The sequence below is a fragment of the Tardiphaga alba genome, from assembly GCF_018279705.1.
GTDB lineage: Bacteria > Pseudomonadota > Alphaproteobacteria > Rhizobiales > Xanthobacteraceae > Tardiphaga > Tardiphaga alba.
Map to the genome: position 1 here is coordinate 2,825,883 of NZ_CP036498.1, position 22,138 is coordinate 2,848,020.

The 22,138-nt window shown below is 62.3% G+C and carries 23 protein-coding genes; 14 read left to right on the forward strand and 9 right to left on the reverse strand.

The window, feature by feature from the left end; translation table 11 throughout:
- Positions 1-167 precede the first annotated feature (167 nt).
- From RPMA_RS13440 to RPMA_RS13450, 3 genes are all read left to right on the forward strand, one after another.
- Complete coding sequence (locus tag RPMA_RS13440) at positions 168-1,670, forward strand: leucyl aminopeptidase (RefSeq protein WP_211913261.1); 1,503 nt, start codon at positions 168-170, stop codon at positions 1,668-1,670.
- Between the two features lie 6 nt (positions 1,671-1,676).
- Positions 1,677-2,129 (forward strand): DNA polymerase III subunit chi, encoded by a 453-nt coding sequence (locus RPMA_RS13445; protein WP_211913262.1) that lies wholly within the window; start codon positions 1,677-1,679, stop codon positions 2,127-2,129.
- 132 nt (positions 2,130-2,261) lie between these two features.
- A complete protein-coding gene (locus RPMA_RS13450) occupies positions 2,262-2,792 on the forward strand; it encodes a hypothetical protein (protein ID WP_211913263.1) in 531 nt (176 codons plus the stop codon).
- A gap of 9 nt (positions 2,793-2,801) precedes the next feature.
- Here RPMA_RS13450 and RPMA_RS13455 read toward each other — a convergent pair whose 3' ends face one another.
- The 4 genes from RPMA_RS13455 to RPMA_RS13470 form a co-directional block, all read right to left on the reverse strand.
- Positions 2,802-2,987, reverse strand: a complete 186-nt coding sequence (locus tag RPMA_RS13455) for a hypothetical protein (RefSeq protein WP_211913264.1) — start codon at positions 2,985-2,987, stop codon at positions 2,802-2,804.
- Positions 2,984-4,090, reverse strand: a complete 1,107-nt coding sequence (locus RPMA_RS13460) for a PepSY-associated TM helix domain-containing protein (protein WP_249225722.1) — start codon at positions 4,088-4,090, stop codon at positions 2,984-2,986. The genes RPMA_RS13455 and RPMA_RS13460 overlap by 4 nt, the downstream gene beginning before the upstream one ends.
- 44 nt (positions 4,091-4,134) lie before the next feature.
- Positions 4,135-6,447 carry a TonB-dependent siderophore receptor gene (locus tag RPMA_RS13465; RefSeq protein ID WP_211913266.1) on the reverse strand — a complete coding sequence of 771 codons (2,313 nt, stop codon included), beginning with the start codon at positions 6,445-6,447 and terminating at the stop codon, positions 4,135-4,137.
- Between the two features lie 303 nt (positions 6,448-6,750).
- On the reverse strand, positions 6,751-8,613 hold the full coding sequence (locus RPMA_RS13470; protein WP_211913267.1) for an ABC-F family ATP-binding cassette domain-containing protein: 1,863 nt from the start codon (positions 8,611-8,613) through the stop codon (positions 6,751-6,753).
- 6 nt (positions 8,614-8,619) lie between these two features.
- On the opposite strand from RPMA_RS13470, the gene RPMA_RS13475 reads away from it, so the two are divergent.
- The gene (locus RPMA_RS13475; RefSeq protein WP_211913268.1) at positions 8,620-8,853 is read left to right on the forward strand and encodes a hypothetical protein; all 234 of its coding nucleotides are present in this window, start codon (positions 8,620-8,622) and stop codon (positions 8,851-8,853) included.
- A gap of 178 nt (positions 8,854-9,031) precedes the next feature.
- Here the strand turns inward: RPMA_RS13475 and RPMA_RS13480 are convergent, their stop codons facing one another.
- Positions 9,032-9,301, reverse strand: coding sequence for a sulfur globule protein precursor (locus tag RPMA_RS13480; RefSeq protein ID WP_211913646.1), 270 nt, complete (start codon positions 9,299-9,301; stop codon positions 9,032-9,034).
- Between the two features lie 258 nt (positions 9,302-9,559).
- Here RPMA_RS13480 and ndk point away from each other — a divergent pair, with 258 nt between their 5' ends.
- Positions 9,560-9,982 carry a nucleoside-diphosphate kinase gene (gene ndk / locus RPMA_RS13485; protein ID WP_211913269.1) on the forward strand — a complete coding sequence of 141 codons (423 nt, stop codon included), beginning with the start codon at positions 9,560-9,562 and terminating at the stop codon, positions 9,980-9,982.
- A gap of 83 nt (positions 9,983-10,065) precedes the next feature.
- Complete coding sequence (locus RPMA_RS13490) at positions 10,066-10,899, forward strand: TerC family protein (protein ID WP_211913270.1); 834 nt, start codon at positions 10,066-10,068, stop codon at positions 10,897-10,899.
- A gap of 153 nt (positions 10,900-11,052) precedes the next feature.
- Here RPMA_RS13490 and RPMA_RS13495 read toward each other — a convergent pair whose 3' ends face one another.
- Complete coding sequence (locus RPMA_RS13495; protein WP_211913271.1) at positions 11,053-11,979, reverse strand: ketopantoate reductase family protein; 927 nt, start codon at positions 11,977-11,979, stop codon at positions 11,053-11,055.
- Between the two features lie 174 nt (positions 11,980-12,153).
- Between RPMA_RS13495 and RPMA_RS13500 the strand changes: the two genes are divergently transcribed.
- From RPMA_RS13500 to RPMA_RS13520, 5 genes are all read left to right on the forward strand, one after another.
- Positions 12,154-13,449, forward strand: a complete 1,296-nt coding sequence (locus RPMA_RS13500; protein WP_211913272.1) for an ABC transporter substrate-binding protein — start codon at positions 12,154-12,156, stop codon at positions 13,447-13,449.
- 61 nt (positions 13,450-13,510) lie between these two features.
- Positions 13,511-14,416 carry a branched-chain amino acid ABC transporter permease gene (locus tag RPMA_RS13505; RefSeq protein ID WP_211913273.1) on the forward strand — a complete coding sequence of 302 codons (906 nt, stop codon included), beginning with the start codon at positions 13,511-13,513 and terminating at the stop codon, positions 14,414-14,416.
- Position 14,417: 1 nt separating this feature from the next.
- Positions 14,418-15,380 carry a branched-chain amino acid ABC transporter permease gene (locus RPMA_RS13510; RefSeq protein WP_211913274.1) on the forward strand — a complete coding sequence of 321 codons (963 nt, stop codon included), beginning with the start codon at positions 14,418-14,420 and terminating at the stop codon, positions 15,378-15,380.
- The gene (locus tag RPMA_RS13515) at positions 15,377-16,132 is read left to right on the forward strand and encodes an ABC transporter ATP-binding protein (RefSeq protein WP_211913275.1); all 756 of its coding nucleotides are present in this window, start codon (positions 15,377-15,379) and stop codon (positions 16,130-16,132) included. The genes RPMA_RS13510 and RPMA_RS13515 overlap by 4 nt, the downstream gene beginning before the upstream one ends.
- 1 nt (position 16,133) lies before the next feature.
- Positions 16,134-16,811 carry an ABC transporter ATP-binding protein gene (locus tag RPMA_RS13520; protein ID WP_211913276.1) on the forward strand — a complete coding sequence of 226 codons (678 nt, stop codon included), beginning with the start codon at positions 16,134-16,136 and terminating at the stop codon, positions 16,809-16,811.
- Positions 16,812-16,934: 123 nt separating this feature from the next.
- On the opposite strand, the gene RPMA_RS13525 is transcribed toward RPMA_RS13520, so the two are convergent.
- The gene (locus RPMA_RS13525; RefSeq protein ID WP_211913277.1) at positions 16,935-17,318 is read right to left on the reverse strand and encodes a hypothetical protein; all 384 of its coding nucleotides are present in this window, start codon (positions 17,316-17,318) and stop codon (positions 16,935-16,937) included.
- 163 nt (positions 17,319-17,481) lie between these two features.
- Between RPMA_RS13525 and RPMA_RS13530 the strand changes: the two genes are divergently transcribed.
- From RPMA_RS13530 to RPMA_RS13540, 3 genes are read left to right on the forward strand one after another with little or no spacing between them, the layout of a single operon-like run.
- Positions 17,482-18,879: a cache domain-containing protein gene (locus RPMA_RS13530; protein WP_211913278.1), complete on the forward strand. Its 1,398-nt coding sequence runs from the start codon at positions 17,482-17,484 to the stop codon at positions 18,877-18,879.
- Positions 18,876-19,439 carry an adenylate/guanylate cyclase domain-containing protein gene (locus RPMA_RS13535; RefSeq protein ID WP_211913647.1) on the forward strand — a complete coding sequence of 188 codons (564 nt, stop codon included), beginning with the start codon at positions 18,876-18,878 and terminating at the stop codon, positions 19,437-19,439. The genes RPMA_RS13530 and RPMA_RS13535 overlap by 4 nt, the downstream gene beginning before the upstream one ends.
- Positions 19,440-19,492: 53 nt before the next feature.
- Positions 19,493-20,074: a TetR/AcrR family transcriptional regulator gene (locus RPMA_RS13540; protein ID WP_211913279.1), complete on the forward strand. Its 582-nt coding sequence runs from the start codon at positions 19,493-19,495 to the stop codon at positions 20,072-20,074.
- 73 nt (positions 20,075-20,147) lie between these two features.
- Here the strand turns inward: RPMA_RS13540 and RPMA_RS13545 are convergent, their stop codons facing one another.
- The gene (locus tag RPMA_RS13545) at positions 20,148-21,089 is read right to left on the reverse strand and encodes a fatty acid desaturase (RefSeq protein WP_211913280.1); all 942 of its coding nucleotides are present in this window, start codon (positions 21,087-21,089) and stop codon (positions 20,148-20,150) included.
- Positions 21,086-22,111 (reverse strand): alpha/beta fold hydrolase, encoded by a 1,026-nt coding sequence (locus RPMA_RS13550; RefSeq protein WP_211913281.1) that lies wholly within the window; start codon positions 22,109-22,111, stop codon positions 21,086-21,088. The genes RPMA_RS13545 and RPMA_RS13550 overlap by 4 nt, the downstream gene beginning before the upstream one ends.
- Between the last annotated feature and the right edge of the window lie 27 nt (positions 22,112-22,138).

Sequence of the window (22,138 nt, forward strand, 5' to 3'; positions counted from 1 at the left end):
TGGAATCAGTGACCGGTAGGGAGAACGCGCTGCGCTTTGCCGCCCTGCAGATCGACGGCCTTGATCGGACGGCTTGACGGCTTTGGCGATGAGGACAACAACATCCATTCCCTCGCGTCGCGGCCCGCGGCCCGACGCGCCTCATCGATGTTCTGGAGGTTCTGCCCATGTCCGACACCGTCAAGGTCGGCTTCGTTCCGTTGTCTCAGGCCGCCCGCGGCACCCTGGTGGTGTTTGCCGATGACGCGCTGAAATTGGGCAAGGCAACGACCAAGGCGCTGGGCGCCGCTGCCGCATTGGTGAAGCGCGCCGCCGCCACCGGAAAGTTCAAGGGCAAGAACGGATCGACCCTCGACATCCTCGCACCGGAAGGCGTGAAGGCCGACCGGCTGCTGGTGATCGGCACCGGCAAGGCCGAGGAGATCAAGGAGACGGATCTTCTGAAATTTGGCGGCGTGCTGGCCGGAAAGCTCGGCGCATCGGCTGACGCGATCACCGTGATCGCGGAACTGCCGTCAACAGACATGACGGCAGAGCAGGCCGCATCGGTTGCGTCTGGCGTGTTGCTGCGCGCCTATAAATTCGATCGCTACAAGACCAAGAAGAAAGACGGCGAGGAGAAGGCTGGTACGGTCAGCGTCTCGCTGGCCGTCGGCGACGTCGCCGCTGCCAAGAAGGCGTTTGCATCCGATAATGCTGTCGTGAACGGCGTCGTGATCGCGCGCGATCTCGTCAACGAGCCGCCGAATGTGCTGTTTCCCGTGGAATTCGCACGTCGTGCCGGCGAGCTGAAGAAGCTCGGCGTCACCATCGAAGTGCTCGACGTCAAGGCGATGCAGAAGCTCGGCATGGGCGCGCTGCTCGGCGTGGCCCAGGGCTCGGCCAATCCGGCACGCATCGTGGTCATGCGCTGGAACGGCGGCAAGAAGGGCGAGCAACCCATTGCCTTCATCGGCAAGGGCGTCACTTTCGACACCGGCGGAATCTCCATCAAGCCGGCCGGCAGCATGGAAGACATGAAGGGCGATATGGGCGGTGCGGCCTGTGTCGTCGGCCTGATGCATGCGCTTGCCGGTCGCAAGGCCAAGGCGAATGTCATTGGCGCCATCGGTCTCGTCGAGAACATGCCCGACGGCAACGCGCAGCGTCCGGGCGATATCGTCACCTCAATGTCGGGGCAGACGATTGAAATTATCAACACCGACGCCGAAGGCCGCCTCGTGCTGGCCGACGTACTTTGGTACGTGGCGAAGAAGCACAAGCCGGCATTCATGATCGACCTGGCAACGCTCACCGGCGCCATCATGGTGGCACTCGGCACCGATCATGCCGGTCTGTTCTCCAACAATGATGAACTCGCGACCCGTCTCGCCACGGTGGGGCAGGCGACCGGTGAGCGTGTCTGGCGCATGCCGCTCAGCCCCGATTACGACAAGCTCATCGACTCGCAATTCGCCGACATGAAGAACACCGGCGGCCGTTACGGCGGCTCGATCACCGCCGCGCAGTTCCTGCAGCGCTTCGTTGATGGCACGCCTTGGGCGCATCTCGATATCGCCGGCACCGCCATGGGCGCGCCGAAGACCGAGATCAATCAGAGCTGGGGCTCAGGCTATGGCGTGCGTCTGCTCGATCGGCTCGTGGCGGACTATTACGAGGGCAAGAAGTAAGCCGGTATGACCGAGGTTCTGTTCTACCACTTGCAGAATATGGCGCTGGAAAACGTGCTGCCGCCGCTGCTCGAGAAATCCCTCGAGCGCGGCTGGCGATGCGTTGTCCAGTCCACCTCGGAAGAGCGTGCCGATGCGCTCGATGCGCATCTGTGGACCTATCGCGACGACTCGTTCCTGCCGCATGCCACCTGGCGTGCGGCAGATGCGGCGGAACAGCCGATCCTGCTGATGTTGGAGGAGGGCAATCCGAACGGTGCACAGGTCCGGTTCCTCGTTGACAATGCGGGGCTTCCAGCCGAAACGGCGGGCTATCAGCGGCTGGTTCTTGTCTTCAATGGCGACGATGACGAGGCGCTGGCGGCAGCCCGCAGTGCCTGGACCGACTGCAAGGCGCGGGGACTGACCGCGACCTACTGGCAGGCCGACGAGCGCGGCCGCTGGCAGAAGCGGAATTAGCGATTAACCGTATTTGATGCTAATTGCCCCTTTTTGGAACGGTGGCGGCCGGGTGTCACGGTCACGCCGCAAACGAATGATGAGACGGGCGCTTCGTCGCCGTGTGGGATAGCGTTGATCGTGAACAGCAAAATGCTTCATCGAACGGGTTTGGCCGTACTCCTTCTGGCACCGCTGCTTGGCGGATGTTCCGGGATGAGTGCCGGTGACATGTTCAAGTCCGACCTGCTGTCCAAGGACGCCGACTGGTTTTCCCGGTCCGGCCGCACGATCATCAAGAATGTCTCCATTGAAACCCCGCCGCTGACGCCGGATACGCCGGTCTCGCCGCAGGACCTGATCAGCGCCGATGGCGCATGCCCCGGCATGCCGCCACGCGATGCCAGCGCGCTCGCCGATGGTGCCGCTGCTGTTGCGCCCGCAACAGGCGTTGTCGCGCTGGGCCATACCGAATGCGACGTTGCTCGCGGTGCTGGCGCGCCCGATAGCGTGAATATCGGCGGCAATCCGCGCGGCGATCGCGTCACCACGCTGACCTATCTGCGCGGCCCCCGTGCGGGCATCTACACCTTCACGGCCGGTCGCCTGACGATGGTGGAAGGCACGCCGGCGCCTCCGCCGCAGCCGGCACGCGCCGCGAAGAAGCGCCGCAGCGCGGGCTAGCGCGGCGGCCTACGATCGTTTCCTGATCGCAAAATAAACGCCCGTCAGCAGCGGCACGCCAAGTGTCAGCCATGATACCGCGTCCCAGAGATCGTCGCCGAACAGGGCGGAAGCCAGCCCCGCAATGCTGAGCAGTGCCAGCAGCAGTGGCACGGCAAAAATCTGCATCAAGCTTTGACGTGAACGCGTCGTCATGCAGCCTGCACCGCATCGATGGCGATCCGCGATTTTCGCGCACGCCGCCACTTCGCTATCCAGAGATAGAGCCCGCTGCCGAGCACCACGATGGTGACGAAGTCGAACAGCGCCCAGACGATCTTCAGTGGTAGCCCGCCATAATCGCCGAAATGTAGCGGCTGCGAGAGCAGCAGCGCCTTGGCGTACCACGGCATCTCATAGGTCCGTGTCAGTTCGCCGGTCTCGGCATCGACCAATGCAGCATAGAAAAGCTGCGATGTGATCGGCTGATTGCCGCGAGCGAAGATCGCGTAGTGATGCGGCGTGCTGAAGCCGGCGCCCGGGAAGAAGAAGGACACCAGCTTGCCGTCGGGCAGGGCCTTTTTCGCAGTGGCGAGTGCGGCGTCGATGGAGGTGAGTTGCTTCGGCGCGCTGCCGCCATAGGTCTTGCCCATGCGGAAGATGTCGGCGCGCACCGCATCGGCCACGGGATCATGCAGCGTATTGATCGCACCGGTGACGCTGACAGCCAGCAGCCACGCCACGGTGACGATGCCGAGCAGGTTGTGCAGATCGAGCCATGTCGTGCGCGCGCTGCGGTCCTTGCGGACCGTGCCGAATGCAAGACGATGCATGAACGGTGCATAGATCACGATGCCCGAAATGATGGCGACGATCAGCAGAAGCGCCATGGCGCCGAGGAAAAGCGCGCCGGCGAGGCCAAGAAACATGTCGGTGTGTAATTCGCGGATGAACGTCATCACCGGGCCGCGGCGCTGTGCTTGCAGATCCGTCGGCTTGCCCGTGCGCAGATCATAGGTCCCGCGATGCGACTGACTGAGCGGCGCTCTCGGCGTGGCCGCGGAATGCGTGACGACGGCCGGGCGGTCCTTGACGAAGCCGAGCGACGTCATGACATCGCCCGGATGTTTGGCCAGCGCCGTTGCCACGATGGTATCGAGTGTCGGCGCCGGGGTGCCTGAGGGCACCTCGGCGATCACGGGAGGATTGAGCCAGTCGCTGATCTCATCGTCGAACACCAGCGGCAGGCCGGTGATGCACAGCATCAGCAGGAATAGAGTCGCGATGAGGCTTGTCCATTTATGGACGGCCGACCACACCCTCAATCTGTGAACCTGATTTGCTTGCATCACTGGCGATCATATCACCATCGGTAGCTCATCGTCGCCAGCACGCTGCGGCCGAAGCCCAGCGTACAGCCCTGATTGAGCTGGCATTCCGTCATGTAATATTTGTCGAACAGGTTGAAGCCGTTGATCGACAGCACAGCGCCCTTGAATTGCGGCGAGATCAGCTTGCCGAAGTCGAACTTCACCGCAGCATCGAACAGCGCATAGGACGGCGTGATGCGCGCATTGGTGAGATCGGTGGTGGTGCCGACATAACGGAAGCCACCGCCGAAACCCATGCCCCAGAGCGGGCCGCCCTGGATGTCATAGAAGGTCCACAACGCGGCCTGATCATTCGGCGTCTGCGACAGCTTGCGGCCGATTTCTGCAGGCACCGTGCTCTTCGTCACCTCGTGATTAAGGTGGGAGTAGGACGCGATCAGGTTGAGGCCCTTGGTCAGCTCCGTGCGGCTCTCCACCTCGACGCCGCGTACACGGGCTTCGCCGATCTGGATGAAGGAGGTGATATTGGCGGGATCCTGCACGAGGCGATTCTGCTGCGTGATGTCGAACAGCGACAGCGTGATCATCGTGTTCTGGCCGACCGGCTGATATTTGACGCCGACTTCCACCTGCTCACCGGTCGTCGGCTTGTAGGCCACGCCGGCGAAATTTGCGCCCGCGACAGGGCGGAACGAGGTCGAGTAAGACGCATACGGCGTCATGCCGTTATCGAACAGATAGTTCAGGCCGACACGGCCGGTGAAGGCATCCTGATCCTGCTTGAGATTGGTGGTTGCCAGCGCCGTGCTGGTGAAGGACGTCGAGGTCGCATTGTCCCAGCGACCGCCGATGGTGGCGACCCAGCGATCGACCTTGATCTGGTCCTGCAGATAGACGCCGAGCTGTTGCTCCTGCGCATTGGAGAGCTGGAAATTCGTCGTGCCGGGATTGGGGATCGCTATGCCGTAGACGGGCGCGAAGACGTTGATAGGGGGCACAGCAGTGTTGCGGCCGACATTGTAGCGGCTGTCTTCGTCGCGATAATCGACGCCGAAGAGCATCGTGTGCGTGAAGGCGCCGGTCTGGAACCGGGCCTCGAGATTGTTGTCCAGCGTCCAGGCTTTCGTTCCGGCATCGATACCAAAGGCTGCGCGGTTCAGCGAGCGATTGTCCGCCTGCAATTCGCCCACGCGGTTGAGTGCCTTGAGGTCGGCATCGGATTCGAAATAGCGCAGGTTCTGCTTGAAGGTGAACACGTTGTTGAAACGATGTTCGAACAGATAGCCGATCGCGCCTTGCTGGCGATCGAGCGTGTCGAAGGTGGGCTCGCCGAGATAGCGGCTATACGGAATGCGGCCGTTCGGGTTCGGCAACAGCGTGCCGGAGGTCGGCACATAGTTGAAGCCGGTCTTGCCGCCCCATTCCTTCTGATAGCTGCCGAGCACGGTGAGCGAGGTGCCGAGATCCGGACGCCAGGTGAAGGACGGCGCGATATAGCCGCGATTGTTCTCGATGAAATCGACCTGTGTATTGGCTTCGCGGCCGAGCGCGACGAGGCGGTAGAGGAACTGCTTGTCCTTGTCGACGGGACCGCCGATATCGATGCCGACCTGCTTGCGATCGAAGCTGCCGGTCTGCAACTGGATTTCACCGATCGGCGTGTCGGTCGGGCGCTTGCTGACCATGTTGATGAGGCCGCCCGGGACGGCCTGGCCATACAGCACGGAGGCGGGGCCCTTCAGCACTTCGATACGCTCGAGCGCGAATGGTTCCATGACGGCGCTCGACCAGCCCGTCGTGGTGCCGCCATTTGGTAGGCGCAACCCGTCAAGGAAGTAATCGGCGGTAAAGCCGCGGATCTGCGTGTAAGAATCGAACTGCGAAGCCGCGCCATAGGTCTCGGCGAGAACGCCCGATGTGTAGCGCAGCGCCTGGCTGACGCTCTGTGCGCCCTGATCGCGGATCTGGTCGGCGGTGATGACGTTTACCGTCTGCGGCAATTCGCGAAGCGGCGTGCTGGTCTTGCTACCGGTTGCCGAAAGTGTGGCGATGTAGCCATCGACCGGACCATCGGCGCGTTCAACGCGCGACGTCGGAGCCGGCGTAGCGGGAGCTGCCACATTGGTGCGAGCGGGCTGGGCGCGACGTGCAGCGCGCGTCGCTTGCCGATTGGCCGATGGCCGGGCGGCGGCGGGACGCGCCGTTGGCGCTTCCACCGTCACCGCGGGTAGCGTGGACGACTGCGCGTGGGCCGCGCCATCCAGATGGACCGATATTGCAATATAGCTGACCGCGCTCAGGCAGGCCGCAGCCGCGAGCTTGTTCGACACTTTCACTTCAGACACCCCAGATTCCCCAGCCGTTGAATCGGCCTTTCATCCGGCTCTATCCGACGTAGCGGGATGCCGCACGCGGTTGCACACTAGAAGACTTTTAAACTAAGCGATGAACCACGAGGTGTTGTTTCCGCGCCGCAGTTAAACGGCGCAAGGTGGAACATTTTGTCAACAATAGCGGCCGGCAATGTCGGGTTGCCGACACTTGGCGAGGGTTCTGATCGGAAAACGTGCGCCAGTGAGTGGCTCACGCGTCTATTGCCCAGATTTCGCCTCTAGCATGACGAAGGCGGCCACAAGAAATCAGAGCGTTTACGCGCTATTTGCTTCTTCCAGCAGCGCGCTGGCGGACAGCCATTGCTCCTCTGCGCGAGCCAGCGCATTGGCTGCAGCCGCGCGGGCTTTGGTCAATTGTGCCGCCTGTTTGGGATCGCGGGTGAAGATATCCGGGAGCGATAGCGCTGTATCGATCTTTTCGATGATCCCCGTAATGCGCTCGATTTCGGATTCGGCTTCGGCGATCTGCTGCTTCGGAGAGACGCGTTTCTCTTTCGCGCGCACCGGCTTTTCCTCGGTCGCCGCACGTTCGCGTGCGGGCGTGCGCGGATCGCGGATCTGCATCACCTGCTTGCGATAGTCTTCGAGATCGCCGTCGAAATTGGTAACGGTCTTGTTCGCAACCACCCACAATTGATCCGCGCAGGCCTCGATCAGGTAGCGGTCATGCGAGACCATGATCACGGCGCCAGGGAATTCGTTGATGGCTTCCGCGAGCGCTGCGCGGCTGTCGATATCGAGATGGTTGGTCGGCTCGTCCAGGATGATCATGTTCGGGCCGTAGAATGTCGCGAGGCCGAGCAGCAATCGCGCCTTCTCACCGCCGGACAGGCTGCGCACCACGGTGTCAGCCGCCTTGCCGGAGAAGCCGATATTGCCGGCGCGCGCGCGAACCTTCGATTCCGGCGCTTCGGGCATCAGCCTGCGGATGTGGTCATAGACCGATTGCTCCATCACAAGTTCATCGACCTGATGCTGGGCGAAGTAGGCAACGGACAACTTGTCTGCGCGCGTCACCGCGCCTGAGAATGGCTGCAGCTTGTTGGCGATCAACTTCACCAGCGTCGATTTGCCGTTGCCGTTGGAGCCGAGCAGGGCAATGCGGTCCTCAGTATCGACGCGCAGCGTCACCTTGTTGAGCACCGGCTTGCCGGGCTCATAGCCGACCGAAACATTGTCGAGCGCGAGGATCGGCGGCGACAGGATCTTTTCCGGAGCGGGGAAACGGATTTCGCGCACCTCGTCGCTGACTATGGCGGCGATCGGCTTCATCCGCTCCAGCATTTTCACGCGCGATTGCGCTTGGCGGGCTTTGGTCGCCTTCGCCTTGAAGCGATCGACGAAGTCCTGCAGCCGCTTGCGCTCGGCCTGTTGGCGCTCGAAGTTTTTGGCGTGCAGTGCTTCCTTGTTGGCGCGGAATTCTTCGTAATTCGAATAGGTGCCGCGATAATGCACGAGCTTGCCGCGATCGAGATGCAGGATCTCGTTCACGGAGACGTCGAGCAGGTCGCGGTCATGGCTGATGACGATCACCGTGCGGGGATAGTTGGCGAGGTGATCTTCCAGCCACAGCGTGCCTTCGAGATCGAGATAGTTGGTCGGTTCGTCCAGCAGCAGCAGGTCAGGCGCGGAGAACAAGGTCGCCGCCAGCGCCACGCGCATGCGCCAGCCGCCGGAGAATTCGGAGCAGGAACGCAATTGGTCGTCAGCCGAGAAGCCGAGACCGCTGAGGATCGCGGCGGCGCGGGCGGGGGCGGAATGGGCATCGATATCGACCAGACGGGTTTGGATTTCGGCGATGCGGTCGGGGTCGGTGGCGGTCTCGGCCTCGGCGAGCAGCGCATGGCGCTCGACATCGGCCTTCAGAACGACGGTGATCAGGCTTTCCGGACCATCCGGCGCTTCCTGGGCGAGGCTGCCGATCCGCCAGCGCGGCGGGATCACGATGCTGCCGCCTTCGAGGGAGAGGTCGCCACGGATGGCGTGAAAAAGCGTCGATTTTCCAACGCCGTTGCGGCCCACAAAACCGACGCGTGCGCCGGGGGCAATCTGCACCGTGCTGTCTTCGATCAGGAGCCGGCCGGCAATGCGAATGGAAATATCGTTGATGGAGAGCATGCGGCCTTGTCACCGCTGCTGCGCACAAACGCAACCGAGATTTGGGCAACCGGGCTTTGCGCTGCCGGCTCAGGCGCCGTCGTCGTCGCGCTGCTGAAGCTGGCTCAGGAGCATCTGGAGATGCGAGGGCAGGGATTCGTCAGTTCCCATGTCGCGTCGCAGTCGTTCACCAATGGCGTTACAGATGGCAGCGGTGGTGCCGCGGTCCATCTCGTCATCGCTGTCATTGGTGAAAGGTGAAGTCATCGTGATCCAGGAGTGTTCGTTACCGTACAGATATCAAGGCAAGTCGCTTGGGAAGAAAATGTTTCCCGCAACCCGGATTTCAGCGCGTTTCCTTCAAGAAAGGATGAAATATCCACAGGTGCAGTGCGGAAACACCCGGCCGGCAGGGCCGGGCGCCTCCTGTGGTAAATAGTTAGTAGCAGCGGTTCACCGAGCGCCAGCGCGGACCCCATGGGGTCGGAACCACGCGGCGGACCCAGCAGCCGCCACCGCCGTAATAGGCGGGCCCGCCGGCAAAGCGGGGCGGGCCGCCCCAGCCGCGGTGCCAGCCACCGCCGCCGCCGTGCCACCCGCCGCCATGCCAGCCGCCATGACCGCCCCAGGCCGAGGCGGCGGTCGGTGCCAGTGCTGCGGCGCCCAGGGAGGCCGCAGCCACCAAAGTCAGTGCGATCTTGCGGAACATCGTCATTTCTCCTCGTCAGGCACGTCCGTTGGCCGGTGGATGCCGCCGGAAGCGGGTGGGGCGTGCTGTCGAGATGAAGGTAGGGCGGCCCGGCTGAACGGGATCCGTCTGCGGCCGTCAGGAACGGTTCATCTGGATGACATCTTGGTCATTTTTGCTGCCCGGATCGAGCCGAAAGCCCCGGACGGATCGCTTGCCGTTCCGGGAGCGCACCGATATAAGCCGCCATCTTCCAACACTGCTATTCAAGGATGAACCATGGCCATCGAGCGTACCTTTTCGATTCTGAAGCCCGACGCGACCGAGCGTAATCTGACCGGCGCGATCAATGCGCTGATCGAGAAGGCCGGCCTGCGCATCGTCGCGCAGAAGCGTATCCGCATGACCAAGGAACAGGCCGGCACCTTCTATGCCGTGCACAAGGAGCGTCCCTTCTTCGGCGAGCTCGTCGACTTCATGACCTCGGGTCCGGTCGTCGTGCAGGTGCTGGAAGGCGAAGGCGCGATCCTGAAGTATCGCAACGTCATGGGCGCCACCGATCCGTCGAAGGCTGCTGACGGCACCATCCGCAAGGCGCACGCCAAGTCGATCGGCGAGAACTCGGTGCACGGTTCGGACGCTGCCGAGACCGCTGCGATCGAAATCGCACAGTTCTTCTCGGGCAACGAGATTGTCGGTTAAGCTTTAGCCGGACTACACTATCTGCCGGCGCGCGGGGGCGCGCCGGCATTTCCATAAAACGAACAAACGAAGAGGGGCGCGCGGTGGACTGGATACTGCAAGTTTTCGATCCGGCAACGATCAAGTCGGTTTTCGCTCAGTTTCAAGTCGAGATGCAGCAGCCCGCATTTTGGGTTGCCGTCGGCAAGATCATCTGGATCAATGTTCTGCTGTCGGGCGACAATGCGCTCGTGATCGCGCTCGCCTGCCGCGGCCTCGAGCCGAAGCAGCGCATGTGGGGCATGATCCTCGGCGCCGCTGCGGCCGTCATTCTCCGTATCATTTTCACCGGCATCGTCGCCTCGCTGATGGCACTGCCCTATCTCAAGCTGGTCGGCGGCCTCGCGCTGATCGTCATCGCGGCCAAGCTGCTGGTGCCTGAACCCGAGGAAGAGGATGGCGTGAAGGCCGCCTCGAATCTGTGGGCCGCCGTGCAGATCGTGGTGATCGCCGACATCGTGATGAGTCTCGATAACGTGATCGCCGTGGCGGCAGCCGCCAATGGCAGCGTGCCGTTGCTGATACTGGGTCTGGCCGTCAGCGTCCCGCTGATCGTGGCTGGTGCCGCGCTGATCATGGCGCTGCTCACCCGTCTGCCGGTTCTGGTCTGGCTCGGTGCCGCACTGCTCGGCTGGGTCGCGGGCGAAGTCATTGCCACCGATCCGGCGGTCCTGCCGGCGCTGCACAGCTTCTTCGGCGGTGCGCTCGGCGCCAGCCTGGATGGTGTGTTTGCATCGCTCGGCAGCGGCATCCGCTTCACCGGCGACGGCACCGGCGGCGAGATCCTCTGCGGTCTGCTCGGCATCTTCGTGGTGCTTGCGGTCGGCGGGCTGTGGCGTCGCCGCAGCCAGGCAGCCCATGCAGAGCAGGCGGCGTAAGCTTGCAGTGATCGGAACTTCAAACGGGCGCTTCGGCGCCCGTTTTTGTTTTTGTAGCCCGGATAGAGCGAAGCGTAATCCGGGGACAGCAGAGCTAATTGAAACGCCGGTCCCCGGATTGCGCTGCGCTTCATCCGGGCTACAGCTATGAGCCTAGCCCAGCATCTTCCGTTCTCGCGCTTTCACGATGCCGACCACGGTGTCGTTCACCGGTGTCGGCACGCCGAGCGGTTTGCCAAGGCGCGGGATCGAGCCATTGATCGCGTCGATCTCGCAGCGACGACCGGCCTCATAGTCCAGCAACATCGATGGTTTGGCGTGCGGGATCTTGCCGCCGAGTTTTCGCACGTGGGCAACGGGATCGCCGACATCGAGCTTGATCCCGGAAGCATGGGCCACCGCAATCGCTTCCTCCGCGCAGCCGCGCGCGACGCTCCACGCGTCGGGATCGTCGATGATTTCGCCAATGGTCAGCCCGGTGGTGCAGGACGTGCCGGAGAAGGCGACATTCATGATCAGCTTCTCCCACACCATCTGCTTGATGTCGTCGAACAGCGCGACCTTGAAGCCGGCGGATTCCCAGATCTTTGCGGATGCCTGTACGAGCTGTTTCGGCAGGCCGGCATAGCTGCCGAAGCGGATCATCTCCATGCCGTTGTGATGGACATGGCCGGGCCCGCGCATGGAGGCGCCGAATCCTCCGACCACGCCGACAGCGATGCGATCGGCACCGAGGATGGGCGCCGCGACCTCCGGCGAACCGAGGCCGTTCTGGATGGTCTGTACGACGGTTTCCGGGCCGAGCAGGGGCGCGCAGCTTTGTGCCGCTGCCTCGACGTCGAAAGCCTTGGTGGCGATGATGACGAGATCGCAGGGGCCGATGCCGTCGGTGGAGGTTGTGCCGTGGATCGGCACGGTGCGGTCGCCGCTGATGCCTTCGCAGCGCAGGCCGTTCGTGTTCATGGCTTCGGCATGGTCCGGCCAGGCCGTGATCGCATGGACCTCATGGCCGGCATCGACCATCAAAGCCGCATAGACCGATCCCATCGCGCCGCAGCCGACAATCGCCACTTTTGCCATTCGCTCGCTCCCTGCTGTCCAGCTGCGCTTGATTTGCGCTTCTCGGAATAAGTCCGGTTGCCGGTGATGCGTCAAAATAGTCTTTTGCGACGCGCCCGAGCAATGCATTATGGGCTGCCCGCCTGGCGGGTCCAAAAAACAACAAACCGCATTCCGCGGAGCGGGAGAGACCCCATGATACGTCGCTTATTGGCGGCCGCAGCCGTATCGCTGCTTGGCATCACGTCAGCATTTGCGCAGGACAAGCCGTCCGAATTGCGCATCGGCATCACCACTTACAATTCGGGCGCAGCCTCTGTGTTCGGCGTTCCTGCGCGCGATGCGGCGGAACTGCTGGCCGAAGATATCAACAAGCGCGGCGGCATTCAGGGCGTGCCGGTGAAGCTCTACTTCATCGACGAAGGCGCCGGCATCGAGACATTGATGACGGAATATCGCCGTCTGGCGCAGGACACCAAGGTGGACGTGATGTTCGCCTCGATCTCGTCCGGCGTCTGCAACAAGGTCGCGCCGCTGGCCGAAGACCTCAAGATGCTGAATTTCATGTGGGACTGCGGCACCCAGCGCATCCTTGAAGACGACAAATATCAGTACGTCTTCCGCACCCAGGCCAATGCGACACCGGAAGTCATGGCGCCGCTGCTGTATCTCCTGAAGGCGAAGCCGGATTTCAAGACCGTCGCGGTGGTCAATCAGGACTACGCCTGGGGCCGCGACAGCTGGGAGATTTTTTCGGCCGCGCTGAAGGTCCTGAAGCCGGACGTTAAGGTGGTCGCTGAGTTTTTCCCGAAGTTTGGCGCGCCCGACTTCTCGACGGAAGTCTCGCGTCTACTGGCGCTGCGCCCGGATGTCGTGCTGTCCACTTCGTGGGGCGGCGATCTCGACACGTTCGTGCGCCAGGCCAACCAGCGCGGCCTGTTCAAGAACTCGCAATTCGTGTTGCCGTTGGCGGAATCTTCGCTGGAGCGTCTCGGTGCCGACCTGCCGGAAGGCGTCATCGTCGGCGGCCGCGGGGATCACTACTTCCTGCATCCGGAGATGAAGAACGATCCGAAGTTCAAGGCTTTCGTTGACGCCTTCAAGGCCAAGACGGGTCGCTATCCGATCTACTCCGTGTTCCACATGGCGCAGGCCTTTGCGGCGCTCGAAGCTGTGTATGCCAAGGCAGTGCCGGCCAATGGCGGCAAGTGGCCGACCAAGGAGCAGGTCGCCAAGGCGATGCCAGGTCTCAAGTTCCAGGCCTTCGGCCGCCCGGTGGAGATCCGCGCGGACGGGCAGGGCATCGAGGATCAGTTGATCGGCACCACGCGCCGAGTCCCGGCCTATCCGTTCGCTGTGCTCGACAAGATGACCATTTTCCCGGCTTCGCAGATGATGCCGCCGGTCGGTCAGAAGTCGGACGCATGGATCAAGACGCTGACGCCGGCGATCATGAACATCAAGGTCGACAACTTCTCGTTCGACAAGTGATGGCTGCTTAAGAGGCATGCGACGCGCCGGCTCGTCCGGTGCGTCGCATGGGAGGTTTGCAATGTCGTTCGATACCCTGATGCTCGCGATCTGCGATGGCGTGGCCTACGCCTCGCTCGTCTTTCTCGTCGCGGTGGGACTTACATTCGTGTTCGGCGTGCTCGGCGTGCTGAACATCGCCCATGGTTCCTTCTACGCCTTCGGCGCCTATCTGGCCGTGACCGGTGGCGTTGCGCTGACCAAGGCCGGCTACAGTCCTTGGCTGACATTCCCGATGTTGTTCGTGGCGGCCGTGGCAGTAGGCGCGATCCTTGGCGGTGCGATGGAGAAGTTTCTGCTCCAGCGCATCTATGCCAAGGAGCAGGTGCTGCAGATCCTCGTCACCTTTGCCGTCTTCATGATCCTGGAAAACGTGCAGCGCCTGATCTGGGGCGTGCAGCCTTATTTCATGTCGGAGCCGCTGCAGCTGCTCGGCAATGTCTCGGTGTTCGGGATCACTTATACCGCCTATCAAACGATCTTCCTGCCGGTGCTGGCCGTCGTCGTGCTGGTCTGCCTGCGCTATTTCCTGCGTTATACGGCGGTCGGCGCGCAGATCCTGGCGGTGACCGAGGATCGCGAAGCCGCCTGCGCGATCGGCATCAACGCCCAGAAAATCTATTTCGTGACCTTCATCGTCGGCGCGACGCTGGCGGCACTTGGCGGTGCGCTGGCAGCGCCGACGACATCGCTGATCCCCGGCATGGGCGCGGAGATGATCGTGCTGTCCTTTGCGGTGGCGGCGACCGCGGGCCTCGGCCAGATCGAGGGCGCCGCGGTGGCAGCGCTGATGATCGGGCTCGGCCGCTCGCTTGCGGTCTACACCGCGCCGGAATTCGAGGTGCTGGTGCCCTATATCCTGATGGTGATCGTGCTGATCTTCCGCCCGAGCGGTCTGTTCGGCGTGCAGCAGTTGCGGAAGATCTGACATGACCTTGCGCAATATCTCCCTCATTCTCGTCGCGCTGGTGCTGGCTGCCGTCCCGGTCTTCGCCGGTTCGATCCAGACTTTCATGGCCATCGTATTCGCCAAAAGCCTCGCAGTGCTTGGCATCATCCTGCTGCTGCAGGCCGGGCAGGTGTCGTTCGGCCACGGCATGTTCTTCGCAACCGGTGCCTATACGGTCGCCTTCCTCGGTCGCTATCTCGGTGGTGGCGATCTTGTCCTGCTGGTGGCTGCGGGGCTTGTGACGTCGCTGGTGCTCGGCGTCGCTGTCGGCCTGTTCGTGGTGCGTTATCGCTACATCTTCTTCGGCATGCTGAATCTTGCTTTCTCCATGGTGCTGTATTCGATCCTGGAAAAGTTCTTCCATCTCACAGGCGGGTCGGACGGCGTTCGCATCCGGCGCCCGACTTTTCTTGGTCAGACCTTCGATCGCGGCCAGTTCGATACGGTGATCTATTACGCCACGCTGGTGATGGCGCTGGGCGCCGCCATTCTGGTCTGGCGCTATCTGAAGAGCCCGCTCGGGCAGGCGCTGAAGGCCATCAAGACCAACGAGACGCGGCTGGAATATATCGGCCTGTCCGCCCGGTCGGTGCTGCTGGTGGGCTATGTCATCTCGGCGGTGTTGTGCGGCCTCGGCGGTGCCTCGCTTGGCATCATCCAGGGCATTGCCACGCCGGAATACACCTACTGGACCCGCTCCAGCGAATTCGTCTTCATCGCCATCCTGGGAGGGATCGGCAATGTCGCCGGCGCGCTGACGGGATCGCTGGTCTATGAGGCCGTACGCACCTATGCAGCGGCCTTTGTCGCGGATTCCTGGCAGCTCATTCTCGGCTTTGTGCTGCTGGTCATCATCCTGCGTGCACCGGAAGGGATCGTCGGTCTCGCGACCTCGATGGCTGAACGTCGCCGTGCATCACGTGCCGTGGAGACTGGCAAATGAGCGCGGCAGCCAACACCGTTCTTCTCGAGGCCCGTGGGCTCGACATCCGTTTTGGCGGTGTCGTCGCGGCCGATGGCATCGATCTCGACGTCTATGGCGGCGAGAACCTCGCCATCATCGGCCCCAATGGCGCGGGCAAGACGACGTTCCTCAATATCTGCACCGGCTATCTCAGGCCGAAGGCAGGTTCGGTCCGGTTCGAGAACAAGGAAATCACCGCGCATCCGCCGCGCGAGATAACACGGCTCGGCATCGCCCGCGCATTCCAGATCCCGCAGTTGTTCACCGAACAGACGGTGCTGGAAAACATGCTGCTGGCGGCGGCGTCGCGCGAGCGGCGCTGGAACCCGTTCCGGCCGCTGGACCGGATCGCCGAGCGCGACGAGATGATCGCACTGCTCGAACTGGTGGATTGCGCCGATCACCGCAACAAGCATGCGGGCGAACTGCCCGAGGGGCATCGCAAGCTCATCGACATCGCGATCGCGCTGGCGTTGAAGCCGAAGCTGCTGCTGATGGATGAGCCCACATCAGGCGTCGCGTCGGCCGACAAGTTCGGCGTGATGGAAATCCTTGTCGCGGCGCTGGCCAAGGCAAAAGTCGCATCGGTGTTCGTCGAGCACGACATGGACATGGTGCAACGCTATGCAAACCGGGTCGCCGTCTGGAGCACCGGCAAGATCCAGCGCGTCGGGCCGCCCGGCGAAGTGCTGAACGACGCGGATGTGATCCGCACGGTGATTGGAGGCTGACATGCTGACATTGAATGGCGTGACGGTCTCTTTCGGCAGCGTTCCGGTGTTGCGGAACGTGTCCTTCGCCCTGAAGCAGGGCGAGACGGTCGCGTTCGTCGGTCGTAACGGCGCCGGCAAGACGACCACGCTCCGCACCATTATGGGCTTCACCAAAAACGGCGGAGAACTGCTGTTCGACGGGCGCGATCTCAACAAGGTCGAATCCCATCTCCGGCCCGGCCTCGGCATCGGTTACGCGCCGGAGGATCGCCGGCTGTTTTCGCGCTTCACGGTGGAGGAGAACATCCTGCTGCCAGCGCGCGTCGCCAGTCTCACGGCAGCGGAGACCGAGCGCCGCCTCGGCCGCGTCTATGACATCCTGCCGGAGCTCAAGGACATGGCCAAGCGGCCGGCCGGATCGGTGTCCGGCGGGCAGGGCAAGATGGTGGCGCTCGGCCGCGCACTAATGATCGCGACGCGGCTGATCCTGCTCGATGAGCCGTTTCAGGGCCTCGCGCCGGTGCTCGCCAATCGCTACGCCGAAGCATTGCGGCGACTGCGCGATGCCGATCCGAACCTGGCGCTGATCATCACCGAGTCCAATCCGCATCTGCTCCGCAGTTTTGCGGAGCGTATCATCACCATCGAGCGCGGCGAGATCGCGACGGATGTGCCGAATACGGATGTGGCGGCGTAGGCGCCAAAGCCACAGCTTGTCGTCCCTGCGAAAGCAGGGACCCAGTAAACGTTGTCGTCGCGAGGAATGTTGGCATCAGTGTCTACTGGATCGCCCGGTCAAGCCGGGCGACGACAGTGAGAGCTACTTTTTCTTGCCCTTGGCAGCCTTCTTGGCTTTGACAGACGCCTTGGCAGCCTTCTTGGCCGGCTTCGGCGCCTTCTCGGCCGGAGCCTTTGCAGCTTCTGCAGCCGCCTTGGCGGCGAATGCGTCGCTGGCCATCCGCATCGAGCGGGCAAAGCTGTCGGCGGCGTTGTCGGCGGAAACCTGCAGGCGACGCATAGCGGCAGCGCCTTGCTCGACCACGTCCTTGGCAGCCTGCTTGTAGCGCTCCTTGGATGTTGCGTCCTTGGCCTTTGCAGCCAGGCCGGTGAAATGATCGCGCCGCGCCTTGATGGCTGCGAGAAGCGTCTTGTTCTGCTGCTTCGCGGTCTGCCGGATGACCACGTCTATATCGGCGCCCGCCATATCTTGCTTCCTTAATGATCGGTTAAACACTCGCTCGCGCAGACTATGCGGATACCGCTATTGTTTTGCAATCGGCGGCCCGCCCGCATAATGCTTGGCGATCGGAGCACTCGCATAGCACCGATAATGTTCGAGTTTTGCTAACGCGGGCGGCTCCGAGGTGATGAAAAACACGCGCATCCGCGTCAGTTTCCGGACATCGATCATCGCCCTGTTCGTCGGCATCGTGCTGACGGTAGGGCTGGCGCTGCTTTATCTCAGCTTCAGTCGCGTCAACGCCATCGTGCGCACCGCCGCATCGTCCTATCTCAGCACGGTGGCGCAGGCCTCCGCCGACCGCATCGATGGGCAGCTCAAATCGGTGCGTGACAACCTGGACATCCTGCGCGGCATCCCGTCGGTGCAGGAGGCGGATATCTCCGACAATCTGCGCTTCTACAGCCTGCTGGCCTCGATGCTGCGGAACAATGCGCAGCTCTCCAATCTCTATGTCGGCTATTCCGATGGCTCGTTCCTGGAGCTTGATTTCATCGATCGGTCTGGCCCGGAAGCGCGCAAGCGGATCGGGGCGCCGGACGGTGCGAAATTTCGGCTGTTCGTGATCGCGAAACTGGCAACCACCGGCGCATTGCAGGCCTCAACGGCCTATCTGGACGATGCATTGCGGGTACTCGCGCGCGCGTCCGGCCCGGATGATTTCGATCCGCGCAAGCGTCCCTGGTATGAGGGGGCATTCGAGCCGGACGCCGCGCTGCTCACCGCGCCCTATATTTTCCATCTCACCGACAATGTCGGCTACACCGTGCGGATGCCCATCGGCAGTGGACGCGACGGGGTGGTCGCGGGCGACATCCTGATCGGCGAGGCCGAGACGATGCTGCGCCAGCAGGGGCTTGGCGGGGCCGGTATGGCATTCCTGTTCGACGATGCCGGCCGGGTGATTGCACATCCGGATCTGTCCAAATGGCTCAGCGCGCGTAGCACGAGCAATCAGCTGGCCGCCCTGCCGCGCCTGACCGACCTCGACACGGTCGGTGCTACGGCGGCGATCGAAGCCTGGCGCCGAACGGGCGTAAGCGAGCAATTCTTCCGGGATCGCGATGGCCGCGAATATCTGGCGGCGCTGCGACCGGTGGTCGTCGCCGGCACGGCTGACCTGCGGATTGTCGTCTTTGCACCCGTCGATAAATTCTATTCGGAGATCGTAGCAGAGCGGCGATCCTTGATCATTGTCGCCATTCTGTTGCTGCTGGCCGCGCTACCTGCCGCATTCCTGATCGGCAACCGGCTGTCGCTATCGCTGCGCATCCTGTCGCGGGAAGTGGATCGCATCCAGCGTTTCCGCTTCTCCACGATGCCACGGCTGCGCTCGCCGATCCGGGAGATCGATGATCTCGGTCGCTCGGTCTACACCATGCGTTCGCTGGTCCAGACATTCTCCAATTTCGTCCCCAAGCGGCTGGTGCAGCAACTCGTGGAGACCGGTGACTCCATGGAGCTTGGGGCATCAGGCGCGAGGCAACCATCCTGTTCACCGACGTCGAGAATTTCACCAGCATGACCGAGGACAGGGATCCGACCCAGGTGATGCTTTATACGTCGCGCTATTTTGCTGCGATGTCTAACGTCATCGCGGCACATCACGGGACTGTCGACAAGTTCATCGGGGATGCCGTGATGGGGATCTGGAATGCGCCGGTCGAACATGATGAGCACGTTTTGCAGGCCTGTGAAGCGGTGCTGCGCTGTATCGAAGCCAATCAGGCTTTGAATGACGAATTCGCGCGCGAGGGCTGGCCGGCCTACAAAACGCGCTTCGGGCTGCATGTCGGCGATGCCATGATCGGGAATATCGGTTCGTCCGATCGAATGAACTATACCGCGCTCGGCGCCACGGTGAACCTGGCGTCTCGGCTTGAGACACTCAACAAGGACTATGGAACGCGGGTGCTCGTCAGTCAGGCGGTCAAAGACGCGGCAGAATCGCGTTTTGCATTCCGCAGCGTTGCGACCATCAAGCCTAAGGGCTTTGCCAAAGAGGTCGGCGTTTACGAATTGCTTGGCCGCCACACCGATGCGCCGGAGTTGCCTTTGACGGATGTCGTCAGTCCCGCTGTTTGATCGCGCCAATTCGCGCTATAGACGAACACCGTCAGCGTCCATGCAGCTCACTCATGTCCGATGTCAAACCAATCCGCCGCGGTCGTCCGCGCTCCGTCGAGACGGAGGAGGCGATCCTCGATAGCGCCTATCGCATGATGGCGGTCGATGGGCTATCGACCGCGACCATCGATGCGATTGCGCGCGAATCCGGCGTGTCGAAGATGACCATCTATAAATGGTGGCCATCGCGAGAGGCACTTCTGATCGATGCGTTCTTGCGGCAGGCTGCGTCCATGCTACCGATACCCGACAGCGGCGATGCGGTCGCGAAGATCAGCCGCCACGCTTCGGCCTATGCGGTCGCGCTGAGCGGCGAATTTGGCAAGGTGCAACTTGCTGTCATCGCCGAATGCATCGCACGGACGGGATCAGCGCGACTGTTCGCGGAACGTTATCTCGGTGCCCGTCGCGATGTCGTGGTGAAGATCATCAAAGCCGGCCAGAAGGATGGCAGCGTGACATCAACGGAGCCACCCGCTGATCTCTACGATCGCATTTACGGCACGCTGTTCTATCAGGACGCGTTCGGCTTTCGCGCTGCGACTGCGGAGAATGCACGCAAACTCGTGAAGGCGGTGCTGACCGGTGCGTAGGGTGGGCAAAGCGTAGCGTGCCCACCGACACGTGCACGGGCCGCCATGGTGGGCACGCTGCGCTTTGCCCACCCTAGAGGTTACGCGCGCGACGAAACCATGCGAAGGTTTCGCGGTGGACACGGCGATAGCCGCGGCCGCGATGCAGGATGCGATCATCGACAATGGCATTCAGCTTCGGCAGTGCATGGAACGGCACCGATGGATAGGCGTGGTGCTCGACGTGGAACGGCATGTTCCAGGTGAACCATTTCATGAGCGCGCCGGTATAGGTGGTGCGCGTGTTTTCGTAGGCGCTGCGGGTGTGCTCGCAACCGGTGTGCTCGGCATAGAGATACGGCCGCAGAAACAATTGGCCGACGAGCAGCGGCAAGAGCCAGCACCAGAGCAGCAACGTCGTCTGGAATGCGAGCGATCCGGCGAACAGCAGCACGTAAGCCAGTGCATAGATGCGCGCTTCGCGGATGACGAGGCCCTGCTTGTTCTCGGGAATCCACGGGGCGACGGCCCGGCCGGTGAGGGCACGGCGGAACAGCAAACGGATGCGGTTGATGAGCTGGACAATGCCGGTATAGGCGATTGCCAGTTTCGTATCCGAGGTCGGGATGGTCGCAGTCACCAGTTCGGGATCGCGTGCGGGGTCTTGGGTGAAGCGGTGATGATCCCAGTGAAACAGCGCATAATGCTCGTAGGGATGTACGATCAGCAGCGATGACAAGTGGCCAAGAATCTCGTTTGCAAGGCGACCCGTGAACACCGTCTTATGCGCGGCCTCGTGGACGGGCATGAACAGGAAGGCGATCAGATAGCCCTGGATCGCGACCAGCGGCAAAGCCCAGACCGCTCCGAAGCGCGTGACAGTCAGCCAGATTGCGGTGCCGACGATCAGGATCACGCCATAATGGCTGAGCGAGCGCACCGTGCCGGGGAGATTGGCGCGGAGGGAGAGATCCTTGAGTTGCGCTGGTGTGAGAGCGCGCACCGGTTTGTGATGGTGGGTATCAATGACGGTCATGAGTCGAGAAAAGCCTTGATCTTTGCGTTCAGGAACGCCTTGTCCTCAGTGATCTTGATCGGGTTGCCGGCGCGGTGGCCATGCAATGAGGGGATCGGGCAGAGTTCTGCGGAGCGGGCATTGGTGAGCAACGGAAGCTCAGCCTCGTTGTCACCAATCTGGAAATAATTGTCGGTGGCGCCGGGCATGAGCAATACACGGGCCTTGATGGCAGCCATCGCCTTTTTAAAGTCGCCACCGAATTCCGCGCAATTGCTGATGTCGCCGTTCTGCCAGGTCCAGAGCTGGGCCAGGATGTTGTTGGCATCGCGATGGGCGAAAGCCAGATCCCAGGAGCGGCTGAGATAATCCTCCAGCGACGTGAAGCCGCCGTCGCGCCAGAGTTCGTCGCGATAGAAGCCGTGCGACATCGCCCAGCCGGCATAGACGCGGCCCATGGCGCGAAGTCCGGCAGCCGGACGGGATGTGAAACGGCCATTGCTGAAAGCGGGATCGGCGGTGATCGCCGCGCGCACGCTTTCTAGAAATACCGTATTGAACGGTGAGCACCGGGCGCTTCCGCAGACGACCGCTGCGCGCTCCACCATATCGGGATAGCGCGCCGCCCAGTGATAGGCCTGCATGCCGCCCATCGACCAGCCATAGACCATTGCGAGACGTGCAATGCCAAACCGTTCGGTGATGAGGCGGCGCTGGACCGCGATGGCATCGTGATAGCTGATATTCGGATAGTCAGCTGCGGTCTGCGGGGTGTTCGAGGGCGAGGACGACAACCCATTACCGAACAGGTTCGGAATGATGATGAAATAGCGCTCGGGGTCGAGGGCCGCGCCCGGCTCGATCAGCCAGTCGATATCGACATGCTGAGCCGAGAAGGAGGTCGGATACAGGATCGCATTCGATTTGTCGGCATTGAGCTTGCCATAGGTCTTGTAGGCAAGCTTCAGCCCGGGGAAGATCGTGCCGGATTGCAGCGTCACATCGCCGGCGTCGAAGATGTCGTAATCGGGTGATACGCTCATGCGAGAATTCCATCGAGAAGCTGCAGC